The 18,569-nt window shown below is 60.4% G+C and carries 15 protein-coding genes; 14 read left to right on the top strand and 1 reads right to left on the bottom strand.

From position 1 onward, the window contains the following. Positions 1-117: 117 nt before the first annotated feature. The 14 genes from JN524_RS09715 (at position 118) to JN524_RS09650 (ending at position 17,926) form a co-directional block, all read left to right on the top strand. Complete coding sequence (locus tag JN524_RS09715; protein WP_003229566.1) at positions 118-258, top strand: hypothetical protein; 141 nt, start codon at positions 118-120, stop codon at positions 256-258. Between the two features lie 18 nt (positions 259-276). Then, positions 277-1,470 carry a type VI secretion system-associated FHA domain protein TagH gene (gene tagH, locus JN524_RS09710; protein WP_134785008.1) on the top strand — a complete coding sequence of 398 codons (1,194 nt, stop codon included), beginning with the start codon at positions 277-279 and terminating at the stop codon, positions 1,468-1,470. Between the two features lie 5 nt (positions 1,471-1,475). Further along, positions 1,476-1,976, top strand: coding sequence for a type VI secretion system lipoprotein TssJ (gene tssJ / locus JN524_RS09705; protein WP_007962325.1), 501 nt, complete (start codon positions 1,476-1,478; stop codon positions 1,974-1,976). Positions 1,977-1,978: 2 nt separating this feature from the next. Beyond that, a complete protein-coding gene (tssK, locus tag JN524_RS09700; protein ID WP_007962327.1) occupies positions 1,979-3,310 on the top strand; it encodes a type VI secretion system baseplate subunit TssK in 1,332 nt (443 codons plus the stop codon). A gap of 5 nt (positions 3,311-3,315) precedes the next feature. Next, on the top strand, positions 3,316-4,191 hold the full coding sequence (icmH, locus tag JN524_RS09695) for a type IVB secretion system protein IcmH/DotU (RefSeq protein WP_003229559.1): 876 nt from the start codon (positions 3,316-3,318) through the stop codon (positions 4,189-4,191). A 13-nt stretch (positions 4,192-4,204) separates the two neighbouring features. Continuing rightward, positions 4,205-7,744 carry a type VI secretion system membrane subunit TssM gene (tssM, locus tag JN524_RS09690; protein ID WP_202369211.1) on the top strand — a complete coding sequence of 1,180 codons (3,540 nt, stop codon included), beginning with the start codon at positions 4,205-4,207 and terminating at the stop codon, positions 7,742-7,744. Further along, positions 7,744-8,472: a PP2C family protein-serine/threonine phosphatase gene (locus JN524_RS09685; protein WP_202369210.1), complete on the top strand. Its 729-nt coding sequence runs from the start codon at positions 7,744-7,746 to the stop codon at positions 8,470-8,472. The genes tssM and JN524_RS09685 overlap by 1 nt, the downstream gene beginning before the upstream one ends. Next, on the top strand, positions 8,469-9,470 hold the full coding sequence (locus JN524_RS09680) for a serine/threonine-protein kinase (RefSeq protein WP_202369209.1): 1,002 nt from the start codon (positions 8,469-8,471) through the stop codon (positions 9,468-9,470). The genes JN524_RS09685 and JN524_RS09680 overlap by 4 nt, the downstream gene beginning before the upstream one ends. Positions 9,471-9,498: 28 nt before the next feature. Next, the gene (locus JN524_RS09675; RefSeq protein WP_202369208.1) at positions 9,499-11,724 is read left to right on the top strand and encodes a type VI secretion system Vgr family protein; all 2,226 of its coding nucleotides are present in this window, start codon (positions 9,499-9,501) and stop codon (positions 11,722-11,724) included. Beyond that, positions 11,721-12,728, top strand: coding sequence for a DUF2515 family protein (locus tag JN524_RS09670; protein ID WP_096795403.1), 1,008 nt, complete (start codon positions 11,721-11,723; stop codon positions 12,726-12,728). The genes JN524_RS09675 and JN524_RS09670 overlap by 4 nt, the downstream gene beginning before the upstream one ends. Then, positions 12,725-13,603 (top strand): hypothetical protein, encoded by an 879-nt coding sequence (locus tag JN524_RS09665; protein ID WP_202369207.1) that lies wholly within the window; start codon positions 12,725-12,727, stop codon positions 13,601-13,603. The genes JN524_RS09670 and JN524_RS09665 overlap by 4 nt, the downstream gene beginning before the upstream one ends. A gap of 86 nt (positions 13,604-13,689) precedes the next feature. Next, positions 13,690-15,084, top strand: coding sequence for a TIGR01777 family oxidoreductase (locus JN524_RS09660; RefSeq protein WP_202369206.1), 1,395 nt, complete (start codon positions 13,690-13,692; stop codon positions 15,082-15,084). A gap of 9 nt (positions 15,085-15,093) precedes the next feature. Next, positions 15,094-17,544 (top strand): alpha/beta fold hydrolase, encoded by a 2,451-nt coding sequence (locus JN524_RS09655; protein ID WP_202369205.1) that lies wholly within the window; start codon positions 15,094-15,096, stop codon positions 17,542-17,544. Positions 17,545-17,764: 220 nt separating this feature from the next. After that, a complete protein-coding gene (locus JN524_RS09650) occupies positions 17,765-17,926 on the top strand; it encodes a hypothetical protein (RefSeq protein WP_202369204.1) in 162 nt (53 codons plus the stop codon). A 113-nt stretch (positions 17,927-18,039) separates the two neighbouring features. Here JN524_RS09650 and JN524_RS09645 read toward each other — a convergent pair whose 3' ends face one another. Then, positions 18,040-18,411: a DUF6124 family protein gene (locus JN524_RS09645; RefSeq protein WP_202369203.1), complete on the bottom strand. Its 372-nt coding sequence runs from the start codon at positions 18,409-18,411 to the stop codon at positions 18,040-18,042. Positions 18,412-18,569 lie beyond the last annotated feature (158 nt).

Here is an 18,569-nt window from a genome sequence, read left to right as displayed (position 1 = left end):
CCTTGTGATGGCTCGAAGGCCCCGATGTAGAGCCTTCGAGACCACTCAAAGAATTAATTTCAGCGCCGCCCGCAAGGGTCGGCGCTTTGTGCTTTGTCTACCCCTGGAGACCCTCTGATGTCTGTTCGTCACTGGCACGCTGTCCTGCTGACCCTCGTCGTTCTATGCGGCCTTGGCGGCTGTAGCGGCAATTACAAATTCAACGACAACGACTATCGCCCGTTGGGTGATCCGCAAGCGGTCAATCGCGGCAAGTGACCGCAAGGAGCATCAAACATGGAACTGGTTTTCGAAATGCTGAACACCAAGCAGTTCGTGCCCACCGAGTTGTGCCAGAAGACCTTCAAACAGGCCGGCGGCGTAATCGGGCGGGGCGAGGACTGCGACTGGATCATTCCTGACCGCAAGCGTCACCTGTCCAATCACCACGCGATTGTCAGCTACCGCGAAGGCACGTTTTTCCTCACCGACACCAGCAGCAACGGGGTCCAGGACGGCGGCAGCGGCGCACGCCTGCACAAGGGCGAACCGGTGCGCATCGAGCACGGCAGCACCTACGTGCTCGGTGACTTCGAGATTCGTGCGCGGCTGGTGCGTGACCCGGCGACCTTCGACGGTGAAGTCGGCCGTCCGCGTGCCGCCGGCAGCATCATTCCGGACGACGCCTTCCTCGATCTTGATCCGCTGAACGCGATCGAACAGCAAGAGCGCGTCTATTCGGAAATCGACGAACTGTTGGCGCCGACGGCCAAGCCCGAGGACTCCCGTCAGCGTGCCGACTATGCGCGCATCGACATGGAAAGCCTGATGGTGCCGGAGCTGATCGCCCCGGTTGAACCCGAGCCAGCTCCGGCCCCGAAAGCCGTCGAGCGTCAGAGCGAAGGCTTCTGGGAGCATTTCGGTGCAGCACTGGGCGTGGATGTCAAAGGCCTGGATCACGACGCCCGCGAAGCCTTGGCGCTGAATGCCGCGCGTCTGCTGCGCCAGAGCATCGGCGGTTTGCAGCAGAGCCTGCGCACTCGTTCGGAGCTGAAAAACGAACTGCGTCTGGCCCAGACCACCGTGCAAGGCACCAACAAGAACCCGCTGAAATTCGCCGTCGATCCGAGCGAAGCGCTGCAGATTCTGTTGCAGCCGCACAAGCCCGGGCACTTGCCGGCCGAGCAGGCGATCTCCCGTGCATTCCGCGATCTGCAAGCGCATCAGGTCGCGCTGCTCACCGCCAGCCGCGCCGCCGTGCGCGGCACCCTGGAGCACTTCTCGCCAGAGCAGTTGACCCTGCGTTTCGAGCGCGACAACAAGCCGTTGATCGCCACCTCGGGCGGACGCTGGAGAGCGTTCGGCCGTTACCACCAGGCCCTGCGTCAGGACGATGACTGGAGCGAGCGTCTGCTGGCCCGCGATTTCGCCCAGGCCTACGAAGAACAGATCCGCCTGATCTCCACCCTCCACACCGACCACCAAGGATGATGCGCATGTCTCGCCGCTCGACCGCTTTTTTCAAGACGCTGACTGCGCTCACCGTGCTGGTGCTGCTCGCCGGTTGCTCGTCGCTGTCGCCGTACTCGAAAGTGACCAAGATCAATCTGAAGCTGACCGGCAGCGATCAGCTCAACCCGGACCTCAACGGCCGTCCTTCGCCGATCGTCGTGCGCCTGTTCGAACTCAAGCACCCGGTGACTTTCGAGAACGCTGATTTCTTCAGCCTCTACGAGCGCGCCAAGGAATCCCTCAACCCGGATCTGGTGGCCAGCGAAGAACTCGAACTGCGCCCGGGTGAAACCGTGGAAATGAAACTCAGCGTGGAGGAGGGCAGCCGCTACGTCGGCGTTCTCGCTGCGTACCGTGATCTGCCGGAAACCAAGTGGCGCTACACCGTTCAAGTCACCCCGCTGGAGCTGACCGAGGCCGATCTGACCCTCGATCAGGCCGGTATCCGCAACACCCATGAAGCGCTCGCCAAGGCGGATGACTGAACATGAATACCCATAAAGTCATTTGGCAGGAAGGCATGTTGCTGCGGCCGCAGCACTTCCAGCACAACGATCGCTATTACGATCACCAGATGAAAACCCGCACCCAGTTGCTGGGTGGCTACACCTGGGGTTTCCTCAATCTGGAGATCGACCTGCAGTTCCTCAACATGGGCAAACTGGTGATCAGTGCCGCCTCGGGGATCCTGCCGGACGGCAGCCTGTTCGAACTCGGTGGCAACACCGAGCCGCTGGCACTGGACGTGCCGCCGAACACCGGCAACACACCGATTTACCTGGCGCTGCCGTTGGTCACCGGTAACCACATCGAAGCGCGCCGCCCGGAGCAGTCCGATGTGCTCGCGCGTTACACCGCGTACGACGCCGAAGTGGCCGACTCCAACGCCGGCGATGATTCCGCCAGCCAGGTCAGCTGTGGCCGCCCGGATTTCAAACTGTTGCTCGGCGAGCAGCAGAGCGATCAGGCCTACGTGAAGCTGAAAATCTGCGACGTACTCGACACCACGCCTGATGGCGTGATCAGCCTCGACCCGGATTTCGTGCCGACCTACATCCAGGCCCACGCTTCCAGCTATCTGCTGTCGTGCCTCAAAGAAGTCATCAGCATGCTCAACCACCGGGGCGATACGATCGCCGAGCGGATTCGCTCCAACGGCAAGGTCGGTGGTGCGGAAGTCGGCGACTTCATGATGCTGCAATTGATCAACCGCACCGAACTGCTGCTGCGCCATTACCTCGGTCTGGAGCAGGTGCACCCGGAAGAGTTGTATCGCACGCTGCTGACCATGCTCGGCGATCTGGCGACCTTCTCCAGTGACAGCAAGCGCCCGCGACTGGACAGCCGTTATTCCCACGCCGACCAGGGCGCGAGCTTCCGCAAACTGATGGAAGCGATACGTCAGGTGCTGTCGATGGTGCTCGAACAGCACGCTATCGAATTGATTCTGCAGGCGCGTCAGTACGGGATCATCGTATCGCCGTTGCACGACCACAAACTGCTCGGCTCGGCGTCGTTCGTGCTGGCAGCGAGTGCCAACTGCGACTCCGAAGAACTGCGCCACCGCTTGCCGGCGCACCTCAAGGTCGGCCCGGTGGAGCGCATCCGCCAACTGGTCAACCTGCACCTGCCGGGGATCAAGGTCAAACCGTTGCCGGTGGCCCCGCGGCAGATCGCGTTCCACTCGAACAAAACCTACTTCATCCTCGAACTCAGTTCCGAAGACCTGGCGCAACTCGAGCGCTCCGGCGGCTTCGCGTTCCACGTGTCCGGCGAATTCGCCGAGCTTGAACTGAAATTCTGGGCCATCAGGAACTGACCGCCATGATCAAGGAAACGGATTACAACCAGGACGACAAAACCGTCCTGCTCGATCGTCAGGGCCACGGACCGGCAGCCAGTCCGCTGACCGACTTCGCCGCGCCGCCGCGCTTCGAGCAACTGGAAGAACGGATGATCTACGCCGCGCGCCTGCGCCCGGCGGAGGCGTTCAACATCAGTCTCAATTCGCTGGTGGCGGCGTCGTCCGAACTGCTCTCGGAAGTGGTGCGCCTCAAGCACAGCGAAACCCGCGAAGACCTCTACGCGCTCAACGAGCGCCTGACCGCCGGGCTCAAGCTGTTTGAAGTGCGCGCGTTGCACAACGGCGCCGAAAGCAGCCAGGTGATGGCCGCCCGTTACGTACTCTGCACCGTGGTCGACGAAGCTGTGGTGACCACGCCGTGGGGCAACGAAAGCGAGTGGTCGCAGATGAGCCTGCTCAGCAGCTTCCACAACGAGACGTTCGGTGGCGAGAAGTTCTTCCAGCTGCTCGATCGGCTGTCGAAAAACCCGGTCAAGCACCTGCCGATGCTTGAGCTGATGTACCTGTGCCTGTCCCTCGGTTTCGAGGGCAAGTACCGCGTGCAGGCGCGTGGCATGCTTGAGCTTGAAGGCATCCGCGACGCCCTGTACCGGCAGATCCGTCAGTTGCGTGGCGACGTGCCGCGCGAGTTGTCGCCGCACTGGGAAGGCCTCAACGACCAGCGCCGCAACCTGGTGCGCATCGTGCCGGCGTGGATGGTGGTGCTGTTCACGTTGGTCTGCCTGGTGGTGATGTATTCGGGCTTCGCCTGGGTCCTGGGCGAGCAGCGCGACACCGTTCTGCAACCTTATCAGCCGCTTGATCCGGCCGCGGTGCAACCGCAGTCGCAGCCGTAAACAGGGACGTGTGATGAAAAAGTTTTTCAAGAAAGTCGGCGCCTTCCTGCGCCAGACCTGGGTCTGGACTCTGCTGCTGGTGCTGTTCGTGGCGCTGCTGGTGTGGTTCGTCGGCCCATTGTTGGCGGTGGATGACTACAAGTTCTGGGAGAGCGCGACCTCGCGTCTGCTGACCATCGCCGTGCTGTTCCTGATCTGGGGCCTGACCATGGTCTTCGTCAGCTGGCGCGCGGGCATCCGCAAGAAAGCCGTCGAAGAAACCGAAGACGGTCAGGACCGCATCCGTCGTGACGAGCTGATCGAAGAAGAACAGAAAGAGTTGAAGGCGCGCTTCAAGGACGCGCTGAAAACCCTGAAGACTTCGAGCCTGTATCGCGGCCGCAGCGAACGCTGGCGCAACGACTTGCCGTGGTACCTGCTGATCGGTCCGCAGGCCTCCGGCAAGACCAGCCTGCTGGACTTCTCCGGGCTAGAATTCCCGATCAACAAGATCGACCGCAAGCTGACCCGCGACACCCTCGGCACCCGTCATTGCGACTGGTACTTCGCCGACCACGGTGTGCTGATCGACACCGCCGGACGTTACACCACACAGCCGGACGCGGAAGTCGACGGCAGTGCCTGGACCACCTTGCTCGAACTGCTGCGCAAGCGTCGTCGCGGGCGTCCGTTGAACGGTGTGCTGGTGACCATTCCGGTGGAATCGCTGATCGGTGGCAGCGAGCAGGACATCGACACCCTGGCGCGCCAGGTGCGCGGTCGTCTGCAAGACGTCTATCAGAAACTGCACGTCGATGTGCCGGTATATCTGGTGCTGAGCAAGGCGGACAAGCTGCTCGGGTTCGACGAGTTCTTCGATCAACTGACCCGCGAAGAAAGCGATCAGGTGCTGGGGACCAGTTTCCGCAAGGATCAGGTCGGTACCGACGTCGCGGTACTGCGCGGCGAGTTCGAAGAGCTGCTGCGGCGCCTGAATAATCAGGTGATCATGCGCATGCACTCCGAGCGCGATACCCAGCGCCGTGGCCGCATCCTCGACTTCCCGCATCAACTGGGGCAGATCGGCGAGCGTCTATGCCTGTTCGTTGACATGGCGTTCACTGGCAACCGGTATCAGCGCGCGTCGCTGCTGCGTGGGTTCTACCTGACCAGCGCTCCGCACTTGACACAGGAAATGGACGCGACCACCGCCGGCATCGGCGCCAGCCTCGGCATGAGTGCCGGCGTGCTGCCGACCCTGCGCAGTGGCCGTTCGCGCTTCATCCATCATCTGTTCAGTCGGGTGATTTTCCCGGAGTCGGATCTGGCCGGCCTCGACAAGCGCGAACGCAGCCGTATCCATTGGGGTCAGCGTGCGTTGTACGTTGGCGCACTGGCGGCACTGGCGCTGTTCGGCATGCTCTGGGCCGGTGGTTTCTCGGCCAACTATGAGCGTCTGGAAAACCTGCGCACGCTGGCGCAGAACTGGACTCAGCAGCGTTCGGCGCTGACCCCGCGTGATGATGCGATGGGCGTGCTGAAAACCCTCGATACCAGCTACGCCGCGACTCAGGTGTTCCCGAAGAAAGGCGACGTTTCGTACCACGAGCGTGGCGGCCTGTATCAGGGCGAAGACGTCAATCCGGTGGTCAAGCAAGCCTACGAGCACGAGCTCGAAGCGCAATTGCTGCCACGGGTCGCGACGATGCTCGAAGGGCAGATCCGCGCCAACATGAAGGACCGCGACAAGCTGCTCAACAGCCTGCGTGCGTACCTGATGCTGAACATGAAGGACCGTCGTGACGCTGCTTGGCTCAAGGATTGGGTCGCCACTGACTGGTCGCAGCGCTACACCGGCAACACCGCGGTGCAGAATGGTCTGAACACCCACCTCGAACGCCTGTTGAAGCAGCCGTTCATCTACCCGCTGAACGATCAACTGGTGACTCAGGCACGTCAGGTGCTGCGCGCCGAATCGCTGGCCACCGTGGTCTACCGCATGCTCCGCGAGCAAGCGCGCAACCTGCCGGAATACCGTTTCAGCCAACACCTCGGCCCGCAGGGCTCGCTGTTCATCGGCACCGAATACGTGATCCCGGGCTTCTACACCCAGCAGGGTTACCAGCAGTACTTCTCGGTGCAGGGTTCGGCGCTGGTCACCGACATCCTGCGTGACAACTGGGTGCTGGGCGAAGGCGCGGGCATCAGCGACATGGACTTGCGTCGCCTGATGGTCGAGCTGGAGCAGCTGTATTTCCGTGACTACGCCAACTACTGGAGCGAAGCCGTCGGCCAGGTAGCCTTGCCGCCGATCAGCGACGCCGGTGAAGGCGCCGAGCAACTGGCGGGCCTGACTTCGGCCAACTCGCCGGTGCTGGCATTGCTCACGGAAGTGCGCGAAAACACGCGCTTCCCGGCTGCTGCCGATCCGGTAGATGAAGCTGGTGATGCCGCCGATGCACTGGCAGGGCAGAAGGGCAAACTGGGCAAGGTCGGCAAACTCGCGTCTGCCGTGGCGGACAAGGCTTCGGCGATGGCCGTGGCGAAAAGCCTGCCGGACACCGCGAAGAAGTCGCTGCAACGCCGCTTCGAGCCGCTGCACCGTTTGCTCGATGACAACAACGGCCCGGCCGCAGACCTGACCCCGGCCATCAGCGCGCTCAACGACCTGCAACTGCAACTGTCCGGTCTGGCCCGTTCCAGCACGCCGGAACAAGCCGCGTTCGAAATGGCGAAAACCCGCATGAGCGGCCAGCGTGATGCGCTGACCAACCTGCGTGCAGCCTCGGGTCGCCTGCCGCGTCCGCTGAGCGTGTGGTTCAACGTGCTGGCCGAAGACTCGTGGCGCCTGGTGCTTAACGACGCTTACCAATACCTGAACGGCCGTTATCAGAATGAGCTGTACAGCGTGTATGGCAAAACCATCAGCAAGCGTTATCCGTTCAGCGCCAGCAGTACCAGCGATGTGGCGATCAGCGACTTCCGCGAGTTCTTCCGCGCTCAAGGCACCGTCGACCGCTTCTTCGACAGCTACATGCGTCCGTTCGTCAGCGGTGACCCGGGCAACTACCGGATGCGCAGCGTCGACGGTCACAGCCTGCCGGTATCGAAGATGTACCTCGACCAGATGGCAGCAGCCCTGACCATTCGTCAGAGCTTCTTCTCGATCAACCCGGCCGAGCCGACCGTGCAGTTCAAACTGGAGCCGTACACCCTCGATCCGGCCGTCAGCCGTTCCGAGTTCAAGTTCGGCGACAAGACCATGGAATACCGCCACGGGCCGATCCTGCCGATGACGTTCAAGTGGCCGACCGATGCTGAAGACGGTCGCACCAGCCTGGTGATGGACAAGATGGCCGGGCGTCCGATCGGTATCGAGAAGAACTCCGGCCCATGGTCGCTGTTCCGTCTGTTCGACCTGATGCAGACCGAGTACCTGACCGGTCGCGACGTGCTGGTGCTGAAAGCCGACGTGGGTGGTCTGCGCGCCAACTACCTGCTGACCAGCCAGCGCACGCCGAACCCGTTCGACATGGGCGTGCTGCGCACCTTCCGTATGCCGGTGCAGCTCTGATGCTGGTGGCCAGTCCCTGGCGCAGCGCGGCGCGAACCGATCCGGGCAAGGTGCGGGCGCGCAACGAAGATGCCTTCCTCGACAATCCGCAGCAGGGGCTGTGGGTGGTCGCGGACGGCATGGGCGGTCATCAGGGTGGCGACATCGCCAGCCAGTTGATCGTCGCCAGCCTGGCTGAACTGCCGCAACACGAGGACTTCGACGAACGCCTCAAAGCCATTCGCCAGTGCCTGCACTGGCTGAACCGGCGTTTGGGGCAGGAATTGACGGTCACCGCCGGGCGTCACGACAGCATCATGGGCAGCACCGTCGTGGCGCTGCTGGTGGAGGGCAATCGCGCGGCCTGCATCTGGGCTGGCGACAGCCGTTGCTATATGTGGCGCGGGCAGCGGCTGTATCAGCTGTCCAAAGACCATTCGCTGCAACAGCAACTGATCGACGAGCAACAGATGAGCGTCGAACAGGCGGCAGCGCACCCGGCGGCTCAGGCCTTGACCCGCGCCGTCGGTGCGGCCGAACAGCTGACCCTGGATGTCCTCGAACTCGAGGTCTATCCGGGCGATGCGTTTTTGCTGTGCAGCGATGGTTTGTATCAGGGCCTGAGCAGCGATGTCCTCGGCAACGCCCTCAGCCTCAGCGCGCCGCATGTGGCGCTGGAACGTCTGTTCGACGGCGCCCTGCGTGGCGCCGCCCGGGACAACCTGACTGCCGTGGTGATCCGCCAATGACTGAAATCGAATCCTCAGTCGATGACTTGCTGATGAGCGAAGAGCAGGCCAGCAACCTGACCTACTTCGCCTTCGCCAAGGCAAACAACGCAGAGCCGTTGCTGGCGCCGACCAAGGCCAGCATCGGTGCATTGCCGGACGTACTCGCCGGCCGCTACCACCTCGAGCGTCTGCTCGGGGCGGGCGGTATGGGTGCGGTCTACCGGGCGCGAGATCTGCTGCACGAGCAGTTCGGCGATCCCGATCCTTACATTGCGCTGAAAATTCTCAGCGAAGAATTTGCCGAATCGCCGGACGCCAGTGCCTTGCTCTACAGCGAGTTCGCCCTGACCCGACGCCTGCGCCACGACAACGTCGTGCGTGCACACACCTTTGAAGTCGACACCGACTGCCAGCGGGCCTTCATCACCATGGAATACATGCGTGGCCTGACCCTGGACAAATTGCTCTGCGAGCGGCCCCTCGGCCTGCCGTGGAAAGAAACGCGCGACATCGCGCTGCCGCTGCTCGACACGCTGGCCTACGCCCACCGTCGCGGCGTGCTGCACGGTGACATGAAGCCGAGCAACGTCATGCTCAGTGAAGACGGCCTGCGCCTCTTTGACTTCGGCTTGGGCCAAGCAGAAGAGGGCACCTTGCCCGGCCTGCCGCACCTGAGCCGCGAGCGCTTCAACGCCTGGACCCCGGGCTACGCCGCCCCCGAACTGCTTGAGGGCCAACCGTTGTCGGCCAGCGCGGACGTGTACGGCGTGGCCTGCGTGATCTATGAACTGGCGAGCGGCAAACACCCGTTCCGCCGCTTGCCCTCGACCCAGGCCCGCGACGAGCACCTGGAGCGCGAGCTGCAAGCCCCGGCGAACTTACCGAAACACGGCTGGCCAGCGCTGCGAACCGCGCTGAGCTTCAACGCGGCAGAACGCACCATCACTGCCCAACAATTGCGTGACGCCTTGGGCGCCACTTCGTCCTGGCTGCAACGGTTGCGACTTCGGGCGTAACGGACGACATTCGAACAGGGAGCGCTTTATGTTCAACCCAGCTAACGAAACCCACTTCAGCCTCAAGGTCGAAGACTACGTGGGCGACCTGCAAGTGCTGTCGTTCACCGGCACCGAAGGCATCAGCCAGCCGTTTCGTTTCGACCTCGAACTGGTCAGCGAAAACCCCGATCTGGACCTGGAAAAGCTCCTGCACAAGCAGGCGTTTCTGGCGTTCGATCCACAAGGGTCAGGCATTCACGGGCAGATCTACCGCGTGGCCCAAGGCGATGCCGGCAAGCGCCTGACCCGCTACAAGGTCTCGCTGGTGCCGCAGCTGCAATACCTGCATCACCGCACCAACCAGCGCATCTACCAGCAGATGTCGGCGCCGAAAATCATCGCGTTGATCCTCGACGAACACGGGATCAAGGGCAACGCCTACAGCTTCCAACTGAGCCAGCCGTGCCCGGATCGCGACTACTGCGTGCAGTACGACGAAACCGACCTGCACTTCGTCCAGCGCCTGTGCGAAGAGGAGGGTATTCACTACCACTTCCAGCACAGCGAAAAGGCTCACCTGCTGGTGTTCGGTGATGACCAAACGGTGTTCCCCGACCTCGGCCAGCCGACTGCCTACATACAGGGCAGCGGCATGGTCGCCGAAGAACCGGTGATCAAAGGCTTCAAGCTGCGCCTGGAAACCCGCACCAGCCGCACCACGCGTCGCGACTACGACTTCGAAAAACCGCGTCTGCAGATGGAAGCGGCTTACAAGCCGGATGGCGAGAGCACTGAACCGGATCTGGAAGACTACGACTACCCGGGCCGCTTCATCGACCGTGCGCGCGGCAAGTTCCTCAGCCAGCGCGCCCTCGAACGCCACCGCGCCGACTACCGCCAGGCCGAAGGTCGCGGCGACCAGACCAAACTGGTCAGCGGCCACTTCATGGCCCTGTCCGACCACCCGCGTAGCGAGTGGAACGACCTGTGGCTGCTCACCGAAATCTTCCACGAAGGCAAACAGCCGCAAGTCCTCGAAGAAGGCGTGACCAGCGACACCACCGACAACAAGGACGACTTCCACCAGGGCTACCGCAACACCTTCCTCGCCACCCCGTGGGACGTGTTCTACCGCCCGGCCCTCGAACACCCGAAACCGCGCGTGCTCGGCAGCCAGACCGCCATGGTCACCGGCCCCAAAGGCGAAGAAATCCACTGCGACCAATACGGCCGCATCAAAGTCCAGTTCCACTGGGACCGCGAAGGCCTGGCCGACGACAAAACCAGTTGCTGGCTGCGCGTCTCCAGCTCCTGGGCCGGCGACCGCTACGGCGCGATCAGCATTCCGCGCATCGGCATGGAAGTCCTCGTCACCTTCCTCGAAGGCGACCCCGACCAACCCCTCGTCACCGGCTGCCTGTACCACAAGGAAAACCCGGTGCCGTACGCCCTGCCGGCCAACAAAACCCGCAGCGTCTTCAAAACCCTCAGCTCCCCGGGCGGCGGCGGTTACAACGAACTGCGCATCGAAGACAAAAAAGGCGCTGAGCAGATCTACATCCACGCCCAGCGTGATTGGGATGAAAACATCGAGCACGACCAGAAAATCCGCGTCGGTAACGAACGCCACGACACCGTGGTGAAGAACACCTACACCGAGCTCAAGGCTGAAGAACACCGCACCACCATCAGCGATCGCAAGATCGAAGCGAAGCTGGATGATCACCTGACTGTTGGGCAGAACCAACACGTCAAACTCGGTACGGCGCAGCTCACCAGCGTGGGCAAAGAGATTCACCTCAAGGCTGGGGACAAAATTGTTATCGAGGCGGGGACGGAGCTGACCATCTTGGGGGGTGGGAGCTTTATCAAGCTCGATGGCGGTGGTGTGACGGTGGTTGGGCCGGTGGTGAAGATTAATGCCGGCGGCTCGCCGGGGAGTGGCACCGGGATCGGGATTCTGGCTCCGATCATTCCACTGATTGCTGATCAGGCTCGGGCGGGCAATACACTTAAATCCGGGACTGCGAATAGCCCGAAATATGATGAACAGATCCGTTTTGTGACTGGCCTAGGTCAACCTATCAAGTCGGTAAAAGCCGCAATTATTCTCCCTTCTTCAGTCGCTCCAAAAATCTCCAAAAGCAACACCGAGGGTCTGCACCCGCGTGTTGTAAGCGATAGCGAGGAAACCGCGGAAGTCCATTTGATGTGGGATGAACTCATCGTGCCGGAAGGCTCCGACGATTACGAAGCGAGTAGAAATAAATGAGCACACCTGTTGCTACCTTCAAAACAAACAATCAGAGCTGCTCCGTTCAAGACATTACGTTGAAATGTGACAAATTGTGGACGATGGGGCAGCAAGAGGCGATCAGTCGGCTAAGTGTGGCTGAGACGAGCTGGTTCTCTTCGTCCAGCAAGATGGTATTGGTGGGTGATTTCAGCGCACGAGCCGCACGCATCGCCGCTGCCTACGCCGAGTTTTATTTGGAGCGTGGTGAAGATGGAAAGCCAGACTTAAAAGGTAGATTTTATTGGATGGGGCTGGCAGCTTTCGCGAGTAAGCAGGTCATGTGCGGTCTGGATTACATTCCTTCGGAACCGTACCTGACAGGGATAGTGCCGTTGCCGTTTCAGATCCCCTACAAAATAGGTAAAAACGGCCTCGGTATGGGCAATTTTTGGCTGTTTCAGGATATTTTTGTTTGGCACTGGTTCTATAAAAAGTATCCAGAACAATTTAATGATTGTGCGCCGAAGCGAAATGCCAAGAGCTGTGATGCGCAAGTTCAGATGAATATTGATGAACTGCCTTGGGCAGACGATGCACTACCCGTTCTGAATAATCTGGGCTTGACCCCAGATATCACCACTGGCTTCAATCTTATAAAAAAATCCGAGACGACATCTGATCCAGTTGCGAAACGAAATCTTCAGCAGCAATCGCTTCTGGCAATTGCTGATCATGAGCAAAGAAGAATTCTTCAGCCGCTTATTTACAACGGGTTTCTGTTTCAGAAGGTTCTACAGACTCAAGCTGCTGCCGAAGGTGCCCCTTTTGTACCGTTACGGGTTGCCTCTTTTAGTTCTGCTTGTGATGTGAACAATAAGGAGTTGAGAGTTCAGATGACGAAAGGCGATTTGTTTAACGAGTCAGATCGAATGGTGTTCATTCAGGAAATTGCAGAGCAGTACCATAAAATGATGGGGCAGAAAAAAGAATATATGGAGCAGCAAATAGGGATGATCTCTACCTGGAAAAACCGGAAATGAAATTTTATGGCTTATTGGTTTTTTTATTGCTTGCAGCATGCGGCGATTCAGACAGTGTAGGAGCTGGCTCCATGACGAACAAAAATCCGCTAATCAGTGTTGAGATTGGCGAAGAGGTCAACGATCTACTTTCTAATTCCCCGGTGCCTTTCTCGAAAGAGTGCATCTCTGACGTAAACATGTGTTGGTATAAAGTCAAGAAGTCTTTCGGTGACGATGATCTGCCGTCAGTTGAGGTGAATAAAAATCTGCGATTGAATCAGGTCGCCAGCGTCAGCACTGCAGTAGATGGTGAGGTAGGTACGACTATAGAGAACCTTGACTTATCGGTTCGCAGCCTCCCGGATGGCAGCAAACATGATGAGTATCGAGCGTTTTTGTACGGGTTGATTAAAGACATAAAAAAAGCGGGTTGGATGCACTATTACGCACCTTCTGACCCAAGAATTTCGGGCAGTCAGATTGACAAGATTAATTCAGCTGATGAAGTTATGGGGGATTACGTATTAAGCCACCCGTGGCTGGATCCGAACTATGAACTGGATCTTGAGCGGTGGTTGAAGGTTGGTAAATTTTACAATTGGCATTTTCACAAAGATGGCAATCATCTGACGTTGAAGGCATGGCGGCGAGATTCTGATGATGCTCCTAATGAGCGCGGAACCTATTTGGTGAGTTTGAGCTTCACTACCGACCGTGAGTATTGGAGTGCTGCTTTTCCAGAGACTGAAGATAAAAAACACTGGAAAGAACTGCTACCAGGCAAGTTGAAAGAATACGCTGCGATTCGGCAGTCCCGGGAAAACAAGGCGGAAAAGGCGGGTATTGAAATTGATTCGAGCTATCAAGACCCAACCATCCAAGCATTAAAGTAAGCAGGTTGAATGGGGGCGGATTGTGTATTGAGTTTTGCCCGTCCCCCTTAAACTCTCCACCCCAAGTAATGCGCTCAGGACACGGAATGCCAGCCCCCTCGACCTCGCTTCGCCCCGCGGTAGTGTTCTGGTTATACACCGCCGCAATCGTGCACATACTTGCCGGCCTCACCCTGGCCTGGGCCGGTCACTCCGGTTTACTCGACGGCTACCTCCACACCCTCGAACTCGTATTCTGGGGCGCCGATGCGGTACCTATTGCCGGCCACGAACAACAGGTCTGGTGGCTCGCGCTGTTCGGCGCGACGCTGCAAAGCTATTCGTTGTACATGCTTGCGTTGGTGCACTTGGGCAATCGCCTGAAAGCTCCAGCAGTGTGGGGATGGTTGATCGCCGGCATCCTGTTATGGGCGCCGCAGGACATGTGGCTGTCTGCGCAAAAGCAGGTTTGGTCGCATCTGTGGCTCGACGGTTTTGCGTTGCTGGTGTTGTTGCCGCCGCTGGTGTGGCTGTATCGCCATGACCGCCGGAAGTCTCCTGCAGTAAACACAACGAGCCTGTCTAACCCGTTTGCCAGCGGCGCTTTCAAGCGCGTGCTGATCACCGGCGGCACCGGGTTCATCGGTGAAGCCTTGGTCAACCAACTGCTAGACGCCAGCCATTCGGTCAGCGTCCTAACGCGCGACCCGTTGAACGCGGCCAATCTATTCAACGGCCGCGCCCGCTGCGTGCATTCGCTCGGCGAACTCAGCCACGACGAAACCTTCGACGTAGTGATCAATCTCGCTGGCGCGCCCGTCGCCGGCCCACGCTGGAGTCCCAAGCGTCAGGCGCATCTGCTCGCCAGCCGAGTCGGCACCACCGAAGCGTTGATGACCTGGTTGAAGAACACCGAGCACAAACCAGCACTGTGGATTCAAGCCTCGGCCATCGGTTTCTACGGCGTGCGCGATGCCAGCGAAAGCCTCGACGAACACGCCAGCAAGGGCGACGGCTTCATGGCCGAACTCTGCGCGAGTTGGGAAGCCGCCGCGCAATCGGCCGCCGAGTTTGGCGTGCGTCAGGTGGTGTTGCGACTTGGCGTGGTGTTCGGCCCGGGCGGTGCGTTGACGCCGTTGCTGCTGCCGTTCCGCCTGAGTTTCGGCGGGCGCATGGGCGATGGTCGGCAGATCATGAGCTGGGTGCATCGCGACGATGTGCTTCAGGTGATCGCAAGGGCTTTCAATGACGACAGTCTGCGCGGCACCTACAACATGGTGGCGCCGGAAACGGTCAGTCAGGCAGCCTTTGCCGAGAACGTTGGCAAGGTCCTCAAGCGTCCGGTGTGGTTCCACATTCCAGCCGCGCCAGTACGTGCGCTGGCAGGGGAGATGGCGCAGTTGTTTTTTGACGGTCAGCGCGTGGTGCCGCAGCGTTTGACCGAGGCCGGCTACACATTCCGTTATCCAACCCTCGACGCCGCTCTGCGCGATCTGACCTGAGGATCGCTCATGAGCAAGCCGTTGATGTACCTGCTGGCCGGCAACGGCAGCGCTGCCGATTGGTGGGATGACGCGCTGCCGCACTTTCAGCGCTACGAAGTCGTGCCGCTGGAGTTGCCGGGCTTCGGCGCCAATCCGCAGCCACCCTGCGAGGATCTGGCGGACTACGCGCAGACTTTGCTGGCGATGACGGAACAGGGCAGCGCGATCATGGCGGTCGGGGTCAATGCGCTGCTGGTGCTGCATGCGCTGCAACGTCGTCCCGGGCACTTTTCCCGCAGCGTTTTGTTGGCGCCGGTCGGTGCATTTCTGTGGCAGCGGCGCTTGCCGGCGCTGATGTCGCCGCTGCCGATTCGCAAGACCATTCACTGGCTGCTGTCGAACAAACCCATGCTGTTCGCCCGCAAGTTCTCCAACCAGACCTGGACGCCCGCGCAGTACCTGCGCATGGGCGCCGGTTATGCGCGCTGTCGTGCGTTTGTGCCGCACTGGGATCTGATCCGTGCCGACACCGCGCTGCCATTGCTGGAGTGGGTCACCGATCCGGTCGAGCTGGTCTGGGGCGATCAGGACGCTGTGCTCGGCATCGAGCAAGCGGCGGCGTGGTCGGCGATTCTCGCTCGCGCTGATCTGACTATCAGCCTCAAACCCGGTTGGGGCCATTACCCGTGGATCGACTCGCCCGCGCAGTTCGCGCAATGGCTGGAGTCGGGCGAGCGCGGGTTTGTTGCGCACACCAAGGGCGGGCGTTTGCGCCTGGCTGAACTGGCGCGGCAAGCGGTGCCGGCGGCGCTGACGCTCAACGATTGCAATGATCCGCGTCTGCCAACATTTCTCTCTGCCCAAGCCGACGTGACCTGGGCGGTGCGCTCCTCCAGTTATGGCGAGGATCAGGCCGATTCGGCGAATGCCGGTTTGAGCACAACCTATCTGCGCGAACCGACCGCCAATGTGCCGAAACGCATCGCCGAACTGACGGCCGAAGGCGTCGAGGAAGTGGTGGTGCAGCGCTTCATCACGCCGGTAGTTTCCGGGATCGCGTTCGTGCGCCATCTCTCGGTAGAACTGGAATGGATTGAAGGTCATCTTGAGTCGCTGGCCGATGGACACGCTAGCCCTTCACGAGCAACGCTTTCGCGGCTAGGTGATGCGTGGCGCAGCGGCACGTTCACCCCGTCCCACGGCTTGACCGAAGACCGGCTCTGGCGCTTTCTGCAAGACGTGTTGCGCGTGTTCCACTACGTGCCCGGCGACGTCGAATGGGCCTGGGAAGGCTCGCAACTCTGGCTCCTGCAATACCGGCCGATCAGCGACTACGGCTGGCGCCGGCACCTGACCGCCGCCAACATTGCGGAGATTCTGCCGCCGCAACCGAGCGTGCTGGTCGAGTATGCCCAGCGCCGCGCGGCAGCGAGTATCCCGGCGATCATGGCGCGCTGGGATGCGCGGGTGCTGCAGGACAACGAGCCGTTCACCGCGGTGTTCGGCGGTGCTTCCTACATCAACAATGATCTGTTTCTCGCGCGACTCGCCGACTGGGGCATCAGCGCCAGCAACTACGCTGGTGAAGTCGGTGGGGCGACGCCGCATCTGCCGTGGCAACCGCTGAAGATGCTGCGTTCGTTGCCGCTGTTTTTGCGTATGCAACGCAAGGCTCGCGGCCATTTGCTGAACCTTGAAAACGGCTTGCAGCGCTTCGATCGGGAGCTTGCCGAACTGGTCGCCCAAGATGCCGATGGCCAGCAATTAGCAGACTGGTTCTCCCGGTTCTACGTGTTCGTGGTGCAAGGCAATCTGTGCATCGCCACGGCACTGGCCAGCAGCGGCGGCGATTGGCTGGGCCGCCCGCCGACCGCGTACGACAATCTGGAAAACAGTCCTCATCGACTGCCGTGGGAAACCGACCCGGCCACCCCTCGACCTGCGTCGAGCGAGCTGCCGCTACAGCCATTCCCGCAATGGTCCGGACTGATCCGCCTCGCGCACTCGACCGGCCTGCCGGGCCTGCGCGGCTACTACCTGCAAGTACGCGAGTGGTACCGCGACAACCTGATGCGCATCTTCTTCCGTCTGCACCACGCCATGCCACTGGCCGACCGCGAACACTGGTTCGCGCTGCATCCGGACGTGCGCGCCCGAGACGGCAGCTTCTGGCAGGACGGTCGCGAAGGTGCGGAGCAGGCCACCGGGTTCATGATTTATCCAGGACAAGTGCAAGGCATTCTCGGCGAGGACATCCTGCTCGAAGAGACCCTCGATCCTGGCCGTCATGCGCACTATCAAGCGGCGCGGGCGGTGATTGCGCGGATGGGCGGGCGGTTGTCGCATGGCTCGACGTTGTTGCGCGAGTTGCGCAAACCATCGGCTGTGATGCCGCAAGTGGATCCGGCGTGGTTGGGGTGTGAGGTGTTGTATCGAGATGGTGAGCTGGAATTGATCAATTCGAAGGATACGAAGTGAATAGAAGCTCTTTATTTATCGGCACCCTGTTAGCCCGGACCACTCGTCATTCTGTTCTTCCCTGCGCCAGTGCAATCGCGCGGTGTGATAGCCCTGATCCAGGCTTACTTTTTGGTAGATCATCCCGCCTTTGCCAATGAGCGAATCGTAAGCGGCTCAGGCTAAAAATTTATGGTTCGGTAATATTATCCATTCAAATTTCGAGACCCGAGAAGTTTCCATGAAGAAGTCCAAACATGAACCCAAGCCTATGATGGCTGCCCGGTTTCAGGCCGAAGCTCGTGAAATTTTGGCCAAGCGTTCCGGTAAGCGCAGCCGCTTTCTGGATGTAGCACTGTCCAAATCCAGTGATTTTGAGCCTGTCGGTCGACTGGCTGGCTGAAGGTTTCGGCTTGTTAAAAAGCTGCCCTTGTTGGCAGCTTTTTTGTGCCTGGGGTTTTTACAGGCACTTGCAGAAAGGGAACGCACGTCCCCTTTTTTCATCCGCTAATCCCGCTACGACTTGGCCGCCAGGTTCCGCACTTCAATGTGGTCGAGCGTCCCTTCCACCATCAATCGCACCCCATCCGCCATTCTGCTCAGGGCCAGTGCAACCGAGCGGCGGGAGCCGTGGAGGTCGTCGGCGAGGTCGCAGGCGATGGCGCTGATGGATAGGAGGTCTTCGGAGGCGTTGGCCATCAGGGCTTCGGCGTCGGTGCCGGGGGCGATGCTGAAGAGACCGGTTTCGCGTCTGGGTTGGGATTCGGTGCGCGGTTTGAAGTGGTGGTCGAGGGCGCGTTCGGCGGCTTCGTGGAATTTCTTGGATTCCAACGATTCGTAGGGCGATATGTCTGGGGTTTCGGGGGGATTGGGTGTTGGTTTGATCATGGTGCAGCTTCCTGGAGTTGTGAGGCCGACACCTATTCGCTTTGCACTTCGAAAGAGGTGGCAGCTGTGCGTTGGTGTGCAAGACCGGTCCAGGTGGCCGGCAGACCCGAAGGCCTCCGACGCACAGCCGCCATAACGATCCGCGAGCATAGGAAAAC

It is taken from the genome of Pseudomonas sp. MWU318, assembly GCF_016756945.1.
Taxonomy (GTDB): domain Bacteria; phylum Pseudomonadota; class Gammaproteobacteria; order Pseudomonadales; family Pseudomonadaceae; genus Aquipseudomonas; species Aquipseudomonas putida_A.
The sequence above is the reverse complement of the archived record's forward strand: the minus strand, read 5'-3'. Positions and strand labels throughout refer to the sequence as shown.